Origin of the sequence: Tenacibaculum sp. M341, from assembly GCF_004337695.1 — a bacterium.
GTDB lineage: Bacteria > Bacteroidota > Bacteroidia > Flavobacteriales > Flavobacteriaceae > Polaribacter.
Genome location: NZ_SJXJ01000003.1, coordinates 196,099 through 211,672, shown reverse-complemented (window position 1 = coordinate 211,672; position 15,574 = coordinate 196,099). Strand labels below are relative to the sequence as shown.

Annotated in this window: 24 protein-coding genes; 10 read left to right on the top strand and 14 right to left on the bottom strand. The window is 30.7% G+C overall.

Annotated features, from left to right (window positions below):
- Nucleotides 1-7 precede the first annotated feature (7 nt).
- The 6 genes from EYW44_RS04495 to EYW44_RS04470 all read right to left on the bottom strand — a co-directional run bounded on the left by EYW44_RS04495 (nucleotide 8) and on the right by EYW44_RS04470 (nucleotide 5,321).
- A complete protein-coding gene (locus EYW44_RS04495) occupies nucleotides 8-547 on the bottom strand; it encodes a DUF6046 domain-containing protein (RefSeq protein WP_132722480.1) in 540 nt (179 codons plus the stop codon).
- A 2-nt stretch (nucleotides 548-549) separates the two neighbouring features.
- Entirely contained in the window at nucleotides 550-2,400 is a 1,851-nt protein-coding gene (locus EYW44_RS04490; protein ID WP_132722479.1) for a phage tail protein, read from the bottom strand.
- Nucleotides 2,401-2,568: 168 nt separating this feature from the next.
- Entirely contained in the window at nucleotides 2,569-2,859 is a 291-nt protein-coding gene (locus EYW44_RS04485; RefSeq protein ID WP_132722478.1) for a hypothetical protein, read from the bottom strand.
- Nucleotides 2,860-3,033: 174 nt separating this feature from the next.
- Nucleotides 3,034-3,459: a hypothetical protein gene (locus tag EYW44_RS04480; protein WP_132722477.1), complete on the bottom strand. Its 426-nt coding sequence runs from the start codon at nucleotides 3,457-3,459 to the stop codon at nucleotides 3,034-3,036.
- Nucleotides 3,460-3,497: 38 nt separating this feature from the next.
- Nucleotides 3,498-4,667 carry a DUF2586 family protein gene (locus tag EYW44_RS04475; protein ID WP_132722476.1) on the bottom strand — a complete coding sequence of 390 codons (1,170 nt, stop codon included), beginning with the start codon at nucleotides 4,665-4,667 and terminating at the stop codon, nucleotides 3,498-3,500.
- A gap of 195 nt (nucleotides 4,668-4,862) precedes the next feature.
- Complete coding sequence (locus EYW44_RS04470; RefSeq protein ID WP_132722475.1) at nucleotides 4,863-5,321, bottom strand: N-acetylmuramoyl-L-alanine amidase; 459 nt, start codon at nucleotides 5,319-5,321, stop codon at nucleotides 4,863-4,865.
- Between the two features lie 278 nt (nucleotides 5,322-5,599).
- On the opposite strand from EYW44_RS04470, the gene EYW44_RS04465 reads away from it, so the two are divergent.
- A complete protein-coding gene (locus EYW44_RS04465; protein ID WP_132722474.1) occupies nucleotides 5,600-5,887 on the top strand; it encodes an oxidase in 288 nt (95 codons plus the stop codon).
- A gap of 24 nt (nucleotides 5,888-5,911) precedes the next feature.
- The gene (locus EYW44_RS04460) at nucleotides 5,912-6,370 is read left to right on the top strand and encodes a hypothetical protein (protein ID WP_132722473.1); all 459 of its coding nucleotides are present in this window, start codon (nucleotides 5,912-5,914) and stop codon (nucleotides 6,368-6,370) included.
- A 96-nt stretch (nucleotides 6,371-6,466) separates the two neighbouring features.
- On the opposite strand, the gene EYW44_RS04455 is transcribed toward EYW44_RS04460, so the two are convergent.
- From EYW44_RS04455 to EYW44_RS22105, 6 genes are all read right to left on the bottom strand, one after another.
- On the bottom strand, nucleotides 6,467-6,679 hold the full coding sequence (locus EYW44_RS04455) for a hypothetical protein (protein ID WP_132722472.1): 213 nt from the start codon (nucleotides 6,677-6,679) through the stop codon (nucleotides 6,467-6,469).
- 108 nt (nucleotides 6,680-6,787) lie between these two features.
- Nucleotides 6,788-7,009: a hypothetical protein gene (locus EYW44_RS04450; RefSeq protein WP_132722471.1), complete on the bottom strand. Its 222-nt coding sequence runs from the start codon at nucleotides 7,007-7,009 to the stop codon at nucleotides 6,788-6,790.
- Nucleotides 6,996-7,181, bottom strand: coding sequence for a hypothetical protein (locus EYW44_RS04445; protein ID WP_132722470.1), 186 nt, complete (start codon nucleotides 7,179-7,181; stop codon nucleotides 6,996-6,998). Before EYW44_RS04445 ends, EYW44_RS04450 begins: the two co-directional genes overlap by 14 nt.
- Before the next feature lie 4 nt (nucleotides 7,182-7,185).
- Nucleotides 7,186-7,833 carry a DUF3164 family protein gene (locus tag EYW44_RS04440; RefSeq protein WP_132722469.1) on the bottom strand — a complete coding sequence of 216 codons (648 nt, stop codon included), beginning with the start codon at nucleotides 7,831-7,833 and terminating at the stop codon, nucleotides 7,186-7,188.
- 12 nt (nucleotides 7,834-7,845) lie between these two features.
- Nucleotides 7,846-8,097: a hypothetical protein gene (locus EYW44_RS04435; RefSeq protein WP_132722468.1), complete on the bottom strand. Its 252-nt coding sequence runs from the start codon at nucleotides 8,095-8,097 to the stop codon at nucleotides 7,846-7,848.
- Complete coding sequence (locus EYW44_RS22105) at nucleotides 8,084-8,236, bottom strand: hypothetical protein (protein ID WP_165872157.1); 153 nt, start codon at nucleotides 8,234-8,236, stop codon at nucleotides 8,084-8,086. Before EYW44_RS22105 ends, EYW44_RS04435 begins: the two co-directional genes overlap by 14 nt.
- 654 nt (nucleotides 8,237-8,890) lie before the next feature.
- Here EYW44_RS22105 and EYW44_RS04430 point away from each other — a divergent pair.
- The 4 genes from EYW44_RS04430 to EYW44_RS04415 all read left to right on the top strand — a co-directional run bounded on the left by EYW44_RS04430 (nucleotide 8,891) and on the right by EYW44_RS04415 (nucleotide 11,472).
- Nucleotides 8,891-9,622 (top strand): S24 family peptidase, encoded by a 732-nt coding sequence (locus EYW44_RS04430; protein WP_132722467.1) that lies wholly within the window; start codon nucleotides 8,891-8,893, stop codon nucleotides 9,620-9,622.
- A 98-nt stretch (nucleotides 9,623-9,720) separates the two neighbouring features.
- On the top strand, nucleotides 9,721-10,479 hold the full coding sequence (locus tag EYW44_RS04425; protein ID WP_132722466.1) for an N-acetylmuramoyl-L-alanine amidase: 759 nt from the start codon (nucleotides 9,721-9,723) through the stop codon (nucleotides 10,477-10,479).
- Nucleotides 10,480-10,511: 32 nt separating this feature from the next.
- Nucleotides 10,512-10,901, top strand: coding sequence for a hypothetical protein (locus EYW44_RS04420; RefSeq protein ID WP_132722465.1), 390 nt, complete (start codon nucleotides 10,512-10,514; stop codon nucleotides 10,899-10,901).
- A gap of 25 nt (nucleotides 10,902-10,926) precedes the next feature.
- Nucleotides 10,927-11,472 carry a hypothetical protein gene (locus EYW44_RS04415; RefSeq protein WP_132722464.1) on the top strand — a complete coding sequence of 182 codons (546 nt, stop codon included), beginning with the start codon at nucleotides 10,927-10,929 and terminating at the stop codon, nucleotides 11,470-11,472.
- Between the two features lie 180 nt (nucleotides 11,473-11,652).
- On the opposite strand, the gene EYW44_RS04410 is transcribed toward EYW44_RS04415, so the two are convergent.
- Entirely contained in the window at nucleotides 11,653-11,964 is a 312-nt protein-coding gene (locus tag EYW44_RS04410; protein ID WP_243643601.1) for a rhodanese-like domain-containing protein, read from the bottom strand.
- Nucleotides 11,964-13,724 (bottom strand): aromatic amino acid hydroxylase, encoded by a 1,761-nt coding sequence (locus tag EYW44_RS04405; protein ID WP_132722462.1) that lies wholly within the window; start codon nucleotides 13,722-13,724, stop codon nucleotides 11,964-11,966. Before EYW44_RS04405 ends, EYW44_RS04410 begins: the two co-directional genes overlap by 1 nt.
- 107 nt (nucleotides 13,725-13,831) lie before the next feature.
- On the opposite strand from EYW44_RS04405, the gene EYW44_RS04400 reads away from it, so the two are divergent.
- From EYW44_RS04400 to EYW44_RS04385, 4 genes are all read left to right on the top strand, one after another.
- Nucleotides 13,832-14,611 (top strand): M48 family metalloprotease, encoded by a 780-nt coding sequence (locus tag EYW44_RS04400; RefSeq protein WP_132722461.1) that lies wholly within the window; start codon nucleotides 13,832-13,834, stop codon nucleotides 14,609-14,611.
- 120 nt (nucleotides 14,612-14,731) lie between these two features.
- On the top strand, nucleotides 14,732-14,986 hold the full coding sequence (locus EYW44_RS04395; RefSeq protein ID WP_132722460.1) for a hypothetical protein: 255 nt from the start codon (nucleotides 14,732-14,734) through the stop codon (nucleotides 14,984-14,986).
- 11 nt (nucleotides 14,987-14,997) lie between these two features.
- Nucleotides 14,998-15,252, top strand: coding sequence for a hypothetical protein (locus tag EYW44_RS04390; protein ID WP_132722459.1), 255 nt, complete (start codon nucleotides 14,998-15,000; stop codon nucleotides 15,250-15,252).
- Between the two features lie 26 nt (nucleotides 15,253-15,278).
- Nucleotides 15,279-15,545, top strand: coding sequence for a hypothetical protein (locus EYW44_RS04385; RefSeq protein ID WP_132722458.1), 267 nt, complete (start codon nucleotides 15,279-15,281; stop codon nucleotides 15,543-15,545).
- Nucleotides 15,546-15,574 lie beyond the last annotated feature (29 nt).

Genomic DNA, 15,574 nt, shown 5'->3' with positions numbered 1-15,574 from the left:
TTTCCTTTTATCTATTGGTTAATTCTGCATAAAAATCATCGTCACTAATTGCATCAATGGTGTATTTTTGAGAATACGGTCTTCCTTCCATCTTATCAATATTGTAACCAGTAATTACAATTTTTGTAATTCCTAATTCACGTGCCAACACATTTTCAAACTCAAGTGCTTTTTGTTGCCTACAAAGAGTAATTATTTTATTTACCTGACTCATAGGATACTCTTTCTTTCCAGGTTCAATGCAAACTCCTTCTATTTTTATTTTAAAATCATTTGCACTGATCAACTCTTTTACAGTTCCTCTATTTTCACTTCCAACCACCACTGTTTGAACAATTCGTTTTTGAGTACTAAAAGTCAATAAAGGCTCATTAGGCAATCTTTCACCATTTACATTAACATCCATGAAAAAAGGTATTCCTAAAAAGTTTTTAGAATCACTTAACCCCTTTTTATCATTCTTTTTTAAAAATGAAGTATCAAATGATGCTCCTTTTCGATTATGTGCTTTCTGCACTAATTTTTTTGGATCGAATTTATTTATCATGATTATGCTTGCATTTGGTTAGCAGAGTTTAATACTCTTAATAAAGACGCTACTATTTCATCTTCCATTTCATTTACACTCTCCTTTAATGTTTGTGTTTGAATGGTAATATTCTCTACCAACTTATCAAAGTGAACATTTATATGAGTCTGTTTTTTTCCTCCATCTGTAATGTTAGAAATACCTTGATTTGCTGCATTAGGAGTTCCATCACCTAATGGAGATATAGGTTTTACTGATGGTGCTTTAGGCGTTTTAAATCCTTTTTGAATTCCAGCTAAATCCTTGTTAAAAGCTTTTTTATCGAAAGTTAAGCTTCCCATTTTCTTCACGCCATTCATCACCTGAAGTGCATTAGAAGCTGTATTCTTATTAAAAGACTCTACTCGTTCTCTTCTATCCTTTTCAAGCTCATTTAATCTAACCTCTGCACTCGTAGTTATTTTTTGACTTAAGGTATTTTTTGCTTCAGAAAAGTTTCCGTCCCAAGCTAATTGAATAGCCTTACCAATGTTTTTTACATATTGAACTGTCCTCTGTCCGAAATCCAAAACACTGTACCATGCTTTTTGAAACCCAAACACTATTGAATCTATAAAAAAGCTGAAATTTTCTTTTAGCTGATTCCATACAGCGCTTAAAATATCTTTAAACCCTTGCCAAGCTGTAGCCCATCCTTGAGTATATTTTATAACAATTGCAATTGCACTTATAAGAGCTACCACTCCAATAACAATCCATGTAATAGGACTCACAGCCATAATTGCATTCCAAACTGCCCAAACACCAGCAATAATTCCAATCACGGGCGCTATCGGTTTTAATGCTTCAAAAACAATTTTTAAACCAAGAGCTAAATACGAAATAGGTTGTACTAAAAAATCAATCAGTGCTTTAAATGAATCCAAAACAACTGTTGCTGCTTTAGTTGCATCTTGCATTCCAAATAATGAGATTAAAAAATCTCCTACTACTGTACTAAGATTAACCACAGCATTAATTATTGGATCTGCTGCTTGGTATAACTTATCAAATCCGTTTACTATTTTTGTTGCAAACTCTATGATTTTATTCGCTATAGGACCTAACGCAGCTTTAAACCTAGCATTAACATCTTTTGTTATTTTGCTAACTTTACTAGTATACAAATCATTTAGAGCTTTCAATTTCTTTTGATCTCCAAAAGCATTTACAAACTTTTTCACGTATTCAGTAGCTTTATCAAAACCACTTTTTAATGCAGAAAATTTAATCTTAGGTATTTTAATTACATTTTTTAACGCTCCGAACCTCTTCTTTAATTTTCCAACTTTTTCCGAGAGAATATCAAAAGAAGCTCCTCCAATTTTCCTTATACCCGAAGAAAGATTTTTAATTATAGGTAAAACCCCTATTTTTTTCAAACCAATTTCAGCTAATGTAACCGCCCTTATATAGCCATTTTTGATACCGTCTGAAAATCCTTTAATAGATTCAGACACTACACCGAAATTTAAAACTGCTACAGTTGCCATTGTAGCAATCCCCCTCTTTAAAACATTTAATCTTGGAGTGATTTTTTCTCCAATACTATCAGCAACTCTTGTAACAAAACTAGTGACAGGAGAAAGAACAGCTCCAATTTTACTTCCTACCCCAGCAAAAATATTTTGAGTTTGTATTGCTGCTTTTTGAATATCATCAAACCCATCTTGAAGTTTTTCTAAACTTTCCTGATAAGCATTAGTGTTTTTTGCAACTTCCTTAACCCCTTCATCTAATTTCTCTAACTTTTGAATCGTATCTGTAACTGGCTTTACAATACTCTCAAAAGTAGTTTTCAATTCTTCTAAAACTTTAAGTAATTCATCCATATTAAACTTGATTTGCTTTCGCTTCTTTTTGCCTAATGTCTTCGAGCTGTTTAAACTTTTCTGCCCATTGCTTATCGCTTAGGGCAGAAGGGTCTATATTTAAATGATACTGCATAAGCGTATCTACATATCCAATCCAATTATATTTCGGGTCCCCTTGAGCACCCGTTAGCACTTTTTTAGCTCAGCCTCTTTTATCTCTATTAATTTGTCTATTTGACCTGCTGCTGCTAAGAAATAACCATCATTTACTTTAATCTCTTCATCACCTCCTAACCAGCAGTTTTCCATGATAACCTCAGCAAAACCTAACGGATTTGTTTGTGCATTTGTCATTGCATATGAAAGCGTTTTACGATCAGGTTTTTTTAAATACCCTTTTGCTTCATCTACAGAAATTTCAAATACATCTCCGTGTTGTTGTTTCCAGTTATTAATTTGTTCTTGAGTAATCTCCATTTTATTTAATTTTTAGTTTATGTATGTTTTAATTCTTTAAGTAAAAGTGTTGTTAAAAGGGAGCGAAAACTCCGTGAAGGACTCACTTTAGCCCCGCCCCCATAGAATGAAACAAATACACTAGCTAAAAAACTAATATTTTGTACTAACAAACACTTTATTATGCATTGGTTATTAAGCAGCCAACCTGCGTAAGTACATGATTGGAAGTGTGATTTCCATGAACTTATCTCCTTGCTTTAATTCTCTGTTATCTTCAGTAAACTCAGCTCCGATTAATCTATAAGTAGCAATCTTTTCTGGCTCAGAAGCTCTAACAAAAGAAACTGTAATATCAAATGGTGGTAAATCAGTTAAATCTTCATAAGGAGCTAATAATTTTTGTAAAGCTTCTACTTCACTTTGTAATAATGTTAATTCTCCTTCTGGTGTTTTATTACCGTATTGAATTGCATGAGGATCTTCTCCTCTAGCCATTAAATATTCTTTTTCTCTTTTCACTGAGAATTTCACTCCTCTAATACGTGTAATAGTTCTTCCTAATACTACTACTTGTACGTCTGCCCAACGAAATTCTGGACTATTACTATCAAATGTCATTCTGTCTTAATTATTAAATTGTTAAACGTTTTTCTTGATTATGATAAGTTGGTTGTAAAACCTAATTGAACGGTGATGTATTTAGCATAACCTACTGGTAAAATGTCTAAAGAAACTCTTACTTCGTTTGTTCCTAATACATCTTGAGCAGGATCGATAAATGTTCTAACTCCAGAAACTTCACCATTTTGAGTCATTGTTAAGTTAATTGCATTATCAACTAAACCTTCCCAACTCTTAATTAAAGCAGGTGCAATTCTACCGTTAGCTTCTAAAGGAATTTCATCTAAGATTTCATTTACAAATACTCCGTAAGCAACACGTCTTGCTTTGTAAATTGTACGAACTCTTGGAATACTATTTAAATCGTTACTTTGTGTAGTACATGTAGGCGCATCGTTGAAGAAATAACCTGAACGACCTACGAATGAACGTAAAAAGATATAACCTTTGTCGTGAATACTATCCCAAGCTCCTTCTGAAGCCTCAATAGCTTTTCCGTCAGTAAAGTAAGCATCAATTGTTGGTAAAGAACCTGATTTTACTCTTCCTGGATTTCTCATTACTGGATCTTTAGCTAATCTTCCTAATAATAAACCTACTGCTGCATTCTTACTTCCATCTGTGTTTGATAACATTACAGAAACAAACTCATTATCTGATTGCTTATAATCTTCTAAAGCACCAACATCTCCAGTAAAATCTTTACCATCAATAATTACAGATACTTCTTTATAATTAATTGCATACCCCTCTACAAGAGATTGAGCTTTTACTACTGCCGCATCTACGTCTGCATCTACTCCGTTAGCAATTGTAGCTGTTCCGTCAGATTTTCTTGATACTGCTAATAAACGTACCACTCCTTTTGCATCGTTTAATAATTTTTTAGCATAATCTTGATCAGAAGAAACTACTGTTTCCATAGTTACTGTAGCATCAACTAACATAATCCAAAGCTCTGTTCCGCTAGGAGCTTCTTCATAAAATTGCTGTACGTGTTTATATGCATAAGGGTTATCAGCTTGTGTAATCCCTTTTTCTATCGCTTCATCTAAATTAAATACTTGTACAGATGTTCCAACTTGAATTCCGTTTGTTACAGAATCTCCAGTTAAAACCATAGCAGACACACCGTCTTGGGTTTGAGCAACCTGCCCTAAACCATCTTTATTTACATTAATTTTTACTTTTGGTAATCCATTCATTTTTTACAGGATTTTTAGTTTAAAAAATTCATATTTATTTCTGTAAGAATTAGAGCAAGCGTAATCCCACTTATTCATATCGAAGACTTTATAGCAATTGTCTTTTCAATTTTTTTTATGGTTAATTATTTCTTTCTTTAACTCTACAAGCTTTTTAAAACTCGCCTTTATAAATTGTAAAGCGATTTTATATTTTTAGTACTCATTTAAGCACTTGTATTCTTTTTTCACATCGAAACACGGACAAGCTTTTATAAACTCAAAAGGCTCAATTTTTCCATTTCCATTAATGTCTTCAGAAAAATCTCTATGTCCTACAATTTCAGCCTCTGGATATCTATCTTTTAAAATGTATAACAAGTTTTTCATCGCTCTTTTTTGCTTTCTTGTTCTTGTATCTTTTGGAGCCAATCTTCTATTTAAACCTCCTACATAAACAATCCCTATTGTATTTCTGTTATGACCTTTTACATGAGCCCCAATTTTATGCTCTGGCCTTCCTTCTTCAATAGTACCATCAATACCAATTACATAATGATAACCTATACCTTTCCAGCCTCTTTGTTTGTGCCAAGTATCAATATTATCAGCAGTAAAATGTTTTCCTTGAACGGTAGCTGTGCAATGAATAACTATGTGTGTAATTTTTCTCATACTTTTTAATTATTTCCCCCGTAGGGTTTGCAGTTTCCTCTGTAATAAATTAGAGAGGTAAACTGCCTTTTTAAACCCTCTTTTGTTTATATAATTTAGATTAACTTGAGTTGTTCGACACTGCAAATATCAGATGATTTCACAGGTCTTACAACCTGATTATCAAAGCTTGTAGATTCACTCGCAATGGTTGCAGATTTTTTACACAATGGTTGATTTTAGGTTTTAGAAATCGAGATTCTTGAAGCAATTTTGTATTAGAATTTAAACTAAATATTATGAATGATTTTAAATTAGATGAGACAGGTGATTTACTAATTGTTAATGGAGATTTTGTTATTTCTGATACCACTTTACAGCACCAAGAACACATTATAATTGCCCAAAAAGGTGAGTATAAACAGTACCCTGAAATTGGTGTTGGTATTGCTAACATTTTAAATGATGAAAATCCAAGAGACATTATTACTCAAATTCGTAGAAATTTTGAATATGATGGAATGACTATTAAAAAACTAGAATTTGATCAAGATGGAAGTATTGCTGTAGATGCTCCTTACAACTAAAAATCACAAAAAAACAAAATAAATATGAGCGTAAGAATAGAAATTTTTGAATCCTTGTCTTCAAAGTTAAAAGACATGAACTTTTTTGAAATTATTGACATTTACAAAGGTCAATTTTCTGAAGAAGATGCCAATAGTATTAGCAGTTACCCAGCCGCTTATGTATCTATTAGCAATATTGAATATGAAGAGACAACTGTCGATTTTGTAGAAGGTAATGCAACTATTGATATTTATGTTTTCTTTAGACAATTTGAAAACACTGATATTTTAGACAAAAACAAACCAAGTACTCTCGAAATGTTAAGAATTATGGATGGCATTGTAGATGAATTACACGGAACTTCTGGAAAGTTTTTTTCTGAATTATCTCAAGTTGCTGAAGAAGATTTAAGTTTTAGATATGGAAAACCTGCTTTTAGAATGTCTTTTTCTACAGGTATTGTAAAACGTATAGAAGCCAATAATTACATCATTCTTTAAAAATCTTTTCTAAAAACAACAAAGACATCTGTTGATTCTGTAACAGATGTCTTTATTTGTAATTTTGTATTACGAGGTTTTGGCTTATATGTAGTTTTAAACAATTTCTTTCACTTTCTTTTTAGCATTTTTATAAACTCCTTCATCGTTTAAAATAGCGGATATTGTTCGTTTGCTTATAAAAAATTCATATGATAAAGTTTCTAGTAAAGCGTCATATTTCCATTTTGGATTTTTTATTGAAATTTGACTGTAACGTTGTTTCACTTTCTTGTTTCTTAATAGGATTAAATCATTATTTCTTGCCATCTTTTTTTATTTTTTTAGAGATTTAACTTGTGATTAAAAAAGGTTTTAAAATGATTGGAATTTAATATCCCAAGCTTTTTATCGTACTTTTTTAATATTCTTATTCACTTACACTTTTTCCCTTTTAGGTTTCCAAATATCGTACACCTTTACAGGCAATGGGGAGATATTGTTTTCTAAAACATCTATTTTATATCGGGTAAAAGCTTTGGTTTCTAGCTTAGATAATTTAGATACAGAAACCCAATTACTATTTTCATCTTTGTACACCACTTTCTTACCTATCACAATACTTGATTCGGTAATTGGTTTTATTTTAACTTCCTGCATCTTTTTCTTCTAACATAAAATGAATTAAAATAAATGTGATCATTATTAAAGCTGCAGCTGTTTGCGTTTTTAACAAGGTATCTATACTTAAATGAGTAAGATTTATAAGCGCTACAGTTATTAATAAAACCATGCATGATGCCCCAATGATTATCAATCTAAACTTCTCCATGATTTTACAAACTTGAAAATTGTACATTAATATCTTGCCACTTATCATTTGTATCCTTCACTTTTACTCTACAGTACCTGGAAGTTCCAACAACTCTCTGACAATCGGTTAATTTATCAAACTCTTTTATTAGCGTTTCATCTCCTAAATCTTTCACCTGCCTTCTTGATTTAGCCAATAATTTAGGATCATATTCTCCTTTTCTACCTTTAATCAGCAATCCATCAAGAATATTATACAGTCCTTTATTTCTTGAAGAAAATTTATTTTTAAAAATATCTTTAATCGTATTGATATGAACAGTAGCCTCTTCAGTAAACTCAATTCGCTCATGAGCATCTACCACTACCATAATATTTCCTTCTTTATTTTTCCTCATAAAAGACTTTACTTCCTTTGGCTTTTTATCGTTTAGCAAAAACATTTCATTATACAAACGATACGCTTCAGTAATGGTCTCTTCCTTTAAGATTTTAAGCGCATTTGAAATTTCAATAAATTTTTCAGCAGTACTTTTACAGAAATAATCATTCTCTTCATTAAAAATTTTCTTTCTATTAGCATTTATTCGCTTTTTTTCTTCTCTTTTCTTCGCTAAGGCTTCAGTTAATTGCTCTTCTGTTAATGACTCTAGGTTAATCGAGGTTTTCATTAGCTTAATTTTTTAAATTATTTCTGGTCTTACCCAATTCTCTTTATCTATACAATTATTAATGGTTGTAATTTTCTCATTAATACTTTCACTCACTACATATTTTGGCTCCATATGCTCATCTTCTAATACTCGAAGCCAAGCTGCAATCTCTTGATTACAACAAATCCCCTCACCAATAGACATTATTTTGCCTTCATTTCTACTGTAAGCAATTGCGTTACGTAATTCACTTAATCTGGTTTCAATGTTAATTCTTCTCATCTTTCTTTGTTTCTTCTAATTTTTGCTCTAATTCTATTTTCTCTTGTAATAATGTTGCATAAATTTCATCATCAAAATTTTGCAGTAGTATCGCTTCGTAATCTTCAATACGTTTTTTAAGCGTTTTAGATTTCTTCATTTCTTCAATGTTTTTAAATTCAGTTAACTTTTTCCAATACTCATCCAGGGCGACATTTGTCGCTTAATGATTTTCTGCATTCAAAAGCCTACTTTTATAAGCTTTACGTAAAATTCTGTTGTATTCTTTTTTTACTTTAGAGATTACAAACTTTTTCTTTCTTTTCAGTTAACCTCTACAAATCTTTATTTTTTATGGATAATTTTTTGCAGTGAATTGTTATTTCATAAAAATTTTAATTCAACCTTAACTGTAGATATTTTCTTATTCTTTGTTGTTATTTTACCTTTGTTTCTCATCTTTCATCTATTTATAGGTGCTAATTATCAACACAAATATAGTTGAAAATTTTCAACAAATAAAAATAAATGTTGAAAATTTTTACCTTTTAACTTTATTTTATTGATAATTAACTTCCTTTTATTATTTTTTTGTAACTTTGCTCCAGAATTTCCAATTAACAATTCCCTATAGCAGATTGAATGCTTTTTAAAAGCGATAATTATTTCTTTTTCAAAAAAGTAATGTGTAAAGAGTTTATCTCGAGTAGGATATTTGATATTAAAAAATAAATTTTAATAAACAAGGTTTGTTAAAATGTACATATAGAAATTTACATTAAGGAAAAACTAACAGGTAAGAATCGTAAAAATAATGAGTACTATAGATCGAATCAAACTCATGGCAGACCATGAGAATATTAAAATTACGGCTTTAGAAAAACAAATTGGAGCAAGTAAAGGCGTTTTAAGCAGAGCATTTAATAATAAAACAGACATTCAAAGTAAATGGCTTACTAAAATTGTTGAACAATACCCTCAATACAACTCTTTATGGCTGTTAACTGGAAAAGGAGAAATGCTATTTAATGAAAATGACATGGAAGATAATGCGGCTTTACTAGAGAAAATTAACTCTGTACCAGATAACATTTTCAAATTAAAAACGGATCACGAAATAAGCAAACAAGAAGTTCCTTTATATAATATTGAAGCTGTTGCTGGTTTAGTTGAATTATTTCAATCACATGGCGATGCTAGTCCAGTTGGTGTTTTAACTATTCCTAATTTACCAAAATGCGATGGTGCCGTATTTGTTACCGGAGACAGCATGTACCCTTTATTAAAAAGTGGAGACATTGTTGCTTACAAACAAATTTACGATTTCAGTAATGAAATTTTCTGGGGAGAAATGTATTTAATCTCTATAGAAATAGCTGGAGAAGAGTTTATCAGTGTAAAATATATTCAAAAATCTGAAAAAGGTGATGATTACATAAAACTGGTATCACAAAATCAACATCACCAACCTAAAGACATTAATATTAGTACAATTAGAGCTATGGCAATAGTTAAAGCTTCTGTAAGAATTAATTCTATGGGGTAAAACATAAAAAATAATAGTAAAATTACAATTCTATTTATTTGATTAATAATCATATATTTCGAATGTAATTTTGCTAATTGCTCAAACCAAATAAGAAAATGAAAGCTACAAGTATACCCAAACATGAACGAACTTTTTTTGAAACAGGAAGAGATTCCGACGGAAAAGAGTTCGTTTTAAAAAACATGAGCGTACCTATTAAAGGAACTACCAATACAATGTCTTATGTTAACTGCAAACCAAAAAACAACGATAGTTCATTTTACTATCAAGAAAAAAACAAAAAAACACAGATTGTTCTTCACTATACAGCCGGATATTTAAAAGGCGATGTAGCCGCACTGTCTAGACCAAACTATCATGTTTCTACACCTTTTATTATTGCTAGAAACGGTAGTATTCTTAACCTATGGTCTTCCGCTTATTGGTCTTATCATTTAGGATCTGGCGCTGTTGGAGGTAACACCAAAGGCAGTAAAAGAACAATTGCTATTGAGATATCAAATATTGGCTTTTTAAAAAGGATAGATGATAAACTAGTGACTGTATACAATGACAACGATGTGTACTGCACTCTAAACGATACTCAATTTTACACAAAACTAGATAGTCCATATCGTGGAGAAATGTACTATGCAAACTTCACTAAAAAACAGTATGCAAGTTTATGTATATTATTAGACTATTTAACCGCACAATACAACATACCTAGAGAGTTTTTACCTGAAGAAAAAAGATTTGAAACTTTATCTAAAAACGAGTTAACAAATTTCAGAGGCATTGTTTCTCATGTTAATTACAGAACTTCAGGAAAATGGGATATTGGACCTGCTTTTGATTGGAATAACATCTATTAATTAAAAAATCAACCAAACAAACCTATTAACCTATGAAAAACTCCAATATCAACACCATACTCCAAATAATAGTCATCGTTTTTTTAATTGTAATTGGTTATTTTACTTTAAGTTCCAACGATAATTTAAATATTATTTCTACAGAACTTAAAAACACCAAAGAAGAGCTTAAAAACTCAAAAGAAACAATTATTTCTGTACAAAACGAGCTAAAAAATGCTCAAATGGAGTTTAAAAAGATGAAAGCTCAAAAAGATTTAATTATTCATAAAAGAGATTCTTTAATTCTTTCTTTTGAAAAAAGAAATGCTAAAGATTGGGAAGATTTAATGCGAATTAAAGATTCTATAAAAATCACCAACGACAAGCTAACTGAAGACAGATTAATTCTAGATCGTCTCTTCGGTTTAAAAAACAATTAAACACCTCTAAAAAAGCCAAAAAATCATGAAAAAACTAATCCTATTCCTTTTAATCGCAGTCTCATATATTGGTTTTAGTCAAACCAAAGACTCTTTAAATATTATTACAATTCCAAGTTCTTACGCCAACCATATAGGAGAACCAATAACTGTAAAAAAAGACAGCTTATACTTATTTAAAACACCTGAAGTTTATTTAGTTAATAAAAAATCTTTTTTAGCAATTAAAAATGTGTATGAAAGCACCGTCAATAAAGATCAAATGACGCAAGAACTTGTAAAAAGATATGCTCAAGCACTTCGAAAAAACATTGATTTAGAACGTCGTTTAAAAATTAATTTTTCTGAAAGCGACTCATTAGATAGAGCTGTTTATGAACGAACACAATTAACACTTGCTAATACTCAAAAAGCACTAGATTTAACCTTAAACAGTTTAGAAAAAGCCAACAAAAGCTTAGAAATAGCTGAAAAAGCCACAAAGCGAGAACGAAGAAAAAGGTTATTTGAAAAAATACTTATTGGCGCTGCCGGAATTGGTGCTGGTATTTTGGTAGGTGTTTCTCTTTAATTAATATTCAACACATTGTATTTTAGTTGGTAGTTTCCTATATAATTACAAAACTAAAAAACCTCTCACTAAATTTAGTATAACGAAATAACCTGTTTATTTTTTGATATTGTAATTTTTTACTATCTAAAAATAAACAGGTTATTTATTGTACTGCTTTTCGTTTGAAAAAATCGCTCTCTATAAATATTGATCTACATCTCCCCAAGGTCCTCCATTGATAATATCAATACCATGACCTTGCAAAAACTCAGTAGCTTGTCCGCTTCTTCCTCCACTTCTACAAACCGCAATAACTGGTTTGTCCCAAGATTTTATCTCTTCTATATTTTCTGGAATGGTATTTAAAACAATATGCTTTGCTCCTTCGCTATGCCCTTCATTCCACTCAGCAATTGTTCTAACATCTAAAACAACTGCTCCTTTTTCTAAATATTCTTGTATTTGGTTTGCCATATTTTTTCCGCTAAATATTCTTTTTAAAAAATTCATTAAACTGCTTGCTTATCATTCAATAGTGATAAACCACTATCTATTAAACTTTCAAAATCTTTATTTGATGCTTGTAAGCCCTCTAAATAGATTTTTATTTCATTCTTTATTTCATAGTCGTTAATTACAGCTAATTCATACAATTCTAATGCCAATAACCAGTCATTATTAAAACTAGTTTTAACCCTATTAAAAACAAGAGTAACTTTATCTTCAGAAACTTCATTCTTTTCTCTTATCTCTCTTACCTCTGTATAAAGTTTGTACAACTCCTTATCAGTATCACTGTAATCTATTTTATGAGTTTTAGTTTCAGAAACCTTACCAATATCTTCAAAAGAATTAGCATCCGCAGGACCTGCATATGCAGAAATTACTTCTACTCCAACAGCCATGTCATAAATTCCCCAATCTGGATGGAATAACACCATTTCATTATGAGTTACAGTACAGTTCTTAAATGAAATTAACTGAATTCTTCCTCTTAAATCTCTAGTACCTGTAATTACTTCTCCTTCAACTTTTATTCCTCCTTCAAACTCTAAGACTACATTTTTCCCTTCATAAATCCCATACGCTTCCAAATCTCTCGGACTCATATTTTCTATCGGAATATTAATTCCTTTTAATTTTCCTATCGGACTACCATAACCTTCGGCATGATAAGCTGTTCCATGACCTATCAATTCTTTATCTCTATTAGCCAAAGCAGTTCCTCCAGTAGTTTGAATGTAAATTGGTTTGTTATTTTTATCTGCAATCACATTTGAAAATACTCCCGAAATTTGAACTCCTGTAGACAATTCTATAGTTCCCAAATTTTTTGAGTCGATTAACTTTTTTACTCCTGTTAATCCACCTTTTCGAATTCCCATTGTATTTGCATACTGCTCTAACACCAAACTTAAATGTGCAAAATCTGGAGTTACAAATAATTGTGGTTGAGGTTTTGTAATATCAAAAGAAACATTTGACGCCTCTAAAGTATAAGGTAGTTTTTTAACTGCATCTTGCATACACCATTTACTTTCTCCTATGGAAGATAACAATCCTGCTCCATAAATTTTTGGATTCTCAACAGTACCAATCAAACCATACTCTACAGTCCACCAATGTAAATTTCTAATCTGAGCCATTTCTGACAGCTCTCCCATATTATTTTGAAGCCATTCAACCTTCTCTTGTGCTTCTTGAATTTCTTTTTGAGATGCATTTGGGTTTTCTTTCAAAATAGATAACAAACGAATTGCCTCATACATTTCATAATCTCTAGCAGAAGAAATTGCCTTTGCTCCTATTTCTCCAAACCTTCTTAAATATTCAGCATATTCTGGGTTTGCTATAATTGGTGCATGCCCCGCTGCTTCATGAATAATATCTGGTGCAGGTGTGTATTTTATGTGATCTATAGTTCGCATATCAGAAGCTATCACCAATACATTATAGGCTTGAAACTCCATAAAAGCGTTTGGTGGAATAAATCCATCTACAGAAACAGCTGCCCAGCCAATTTCTTTCAAAATACGATTCATTCCCTCCATTCTAGGAATAGTATCTATTGAAATTCCTGTTTTTTGTAAACCTTCAATATATGATTCATGCGCTACCTTACTCAAATAATCTACATTCATCTTCATTACATACCTCCACACTGCTTGATTTTGAGCCGTATATTCATCATAAGGTTGCTTTACAACAAACTTATGTAAATGTTTAGGCAATTTTTTTGTTACTTCATTAAGTTCAAAGTTAGTTTTCATACAAAAAAATAGAATTTATTTCAGAGCATAAAAATACTCATTTCCTCAAAAACAATCTAAAAATCGGAGTTTTTTGTATCTTTATATATAACATAAAATCAAAGAACATGAGAAGAGGAGGATTAAAGTTTCGTTTAATTATAGGTGTGGCAATTGTTGCTTTTGCTTATTTACGAAAGTGTAGTCAGCGACAAGAGAACCCCTATACAGGAAAAATGCAAACCATTAGTTTGAATACCGAACAAGAAATTCAAATTGGTATTCGACAAGCTCCTGCCATGGCTAATCAACATGGAGGGTTGTATCCTAACAATCAATATCAAGCATATGTTGATCAAATAGGAAAAAAATTGGTAGACAATTCTATCGCTAAAAAATCAGCTTATAAATATGAATTTCACCTATTAAAAGACGACAGAGCAATTAATGCTTTCGCCCTACCAGGCGGACAAATTTTTATTACGTATGCTTTGTTTTCTAAACTTACAGATAGCAATGGGAGATTGAACGAAGATATGGTTGCCGGAGTTTTAGGGCATGAAATTGGACATGTTTTAGGAAAACATTCTAACGAACGAATTAGCGAAGCTAACTTTTGGAAATTAATTACTATGGGAGCTTCTGTTGGTGCTGACATGGGAAATTTAGCTAATAATATTGGACAACAAACATTGTTAAAAAATGGTAGAGGTGATGAATTAGAGAGTGATGAAATTGGGGTAAAATTAATGCTTGATGCTGGTTATGATCCTAGATATTTAATTAATGTAATGGAAATTTTAAAAGCAGCTGCAGGTCCAAATCGAGTTCCAGAATTTCAAAGTACACACCCTGATCCTGAAAATAGAATTCAAAAAATTAAAGAAGCTATCAGAAAGTATAGCTAACTAAATATCAATACATAACAAAGAGGTGGAATAAATAATTTCACCTCTTTTTTTTGCTAAATATGTAACGTTTTTAAAAAATATACTACTGATAAATAAAACAATTTAAAAGAAAAATATATGACAGCTTCAGGAATGATTGCAATAATAAAAAGCAACAAAAGAAAAAGAGTAAGTGCTATTGAAAAATTAAAAAAATACAATTTTAAAGAAAAAGGTAAACTATACTTTAAAAACAAAGCTACTCCTAAATTATTAAATAAAATTAGAAAACAAGCTTTAAAAGATGCTAAAAGAGACACTTTAATAAATTACGCTGTGTATACTTTAATTTCTGTATCTACTTTATTATTAACAGGAATTATAAAATTTTAAAAAAGAAAAATATGGGATTTCCAACTATGAATGTCAGTTTAAAAAACAACAAACGCCCTCGAGTGAGTGTTATTGACAAATTAGAAAAATATAATTTTAAAGAAGAAGGTAAATTGTATTTTAAAAATAAAGCAACTAAAAATGAATTAGAATTCATAAAAGTACAGGCAAAAACAGACGCTAAAGAAGAAGTATTGATCAACTATATTGTATTCTCACTTGTTTTTATTTCTGCTATGTTTTTAACTGGTATTATAATATTTTAAAAAATCGTAATTAAAAAAGAAAAAGTATGAGTTTTGGAGGAGCCGTATCGGCAATGGTTACTAGTTTAAAAAATAATAAACGTGAACGTGTAAGCGCTTTAAAAAAATTAGAAAAATATGACTTTAAAGAAAAAGGAGAATTATATTTTAAAAACAACGCTACTGAAAATGAATTAAAAAAAATTAGAGAAAACACTAAAAAAGAAGCTAACCGAGAAATGTTATCTAAAGCAATACCTTTGATTATCTTTTGCTTAGCAATTCTGCTCGCAATCGGTTTCGTTAAATTTTAGAAATCCCTTAAAAATCTTTAGTACTTTTA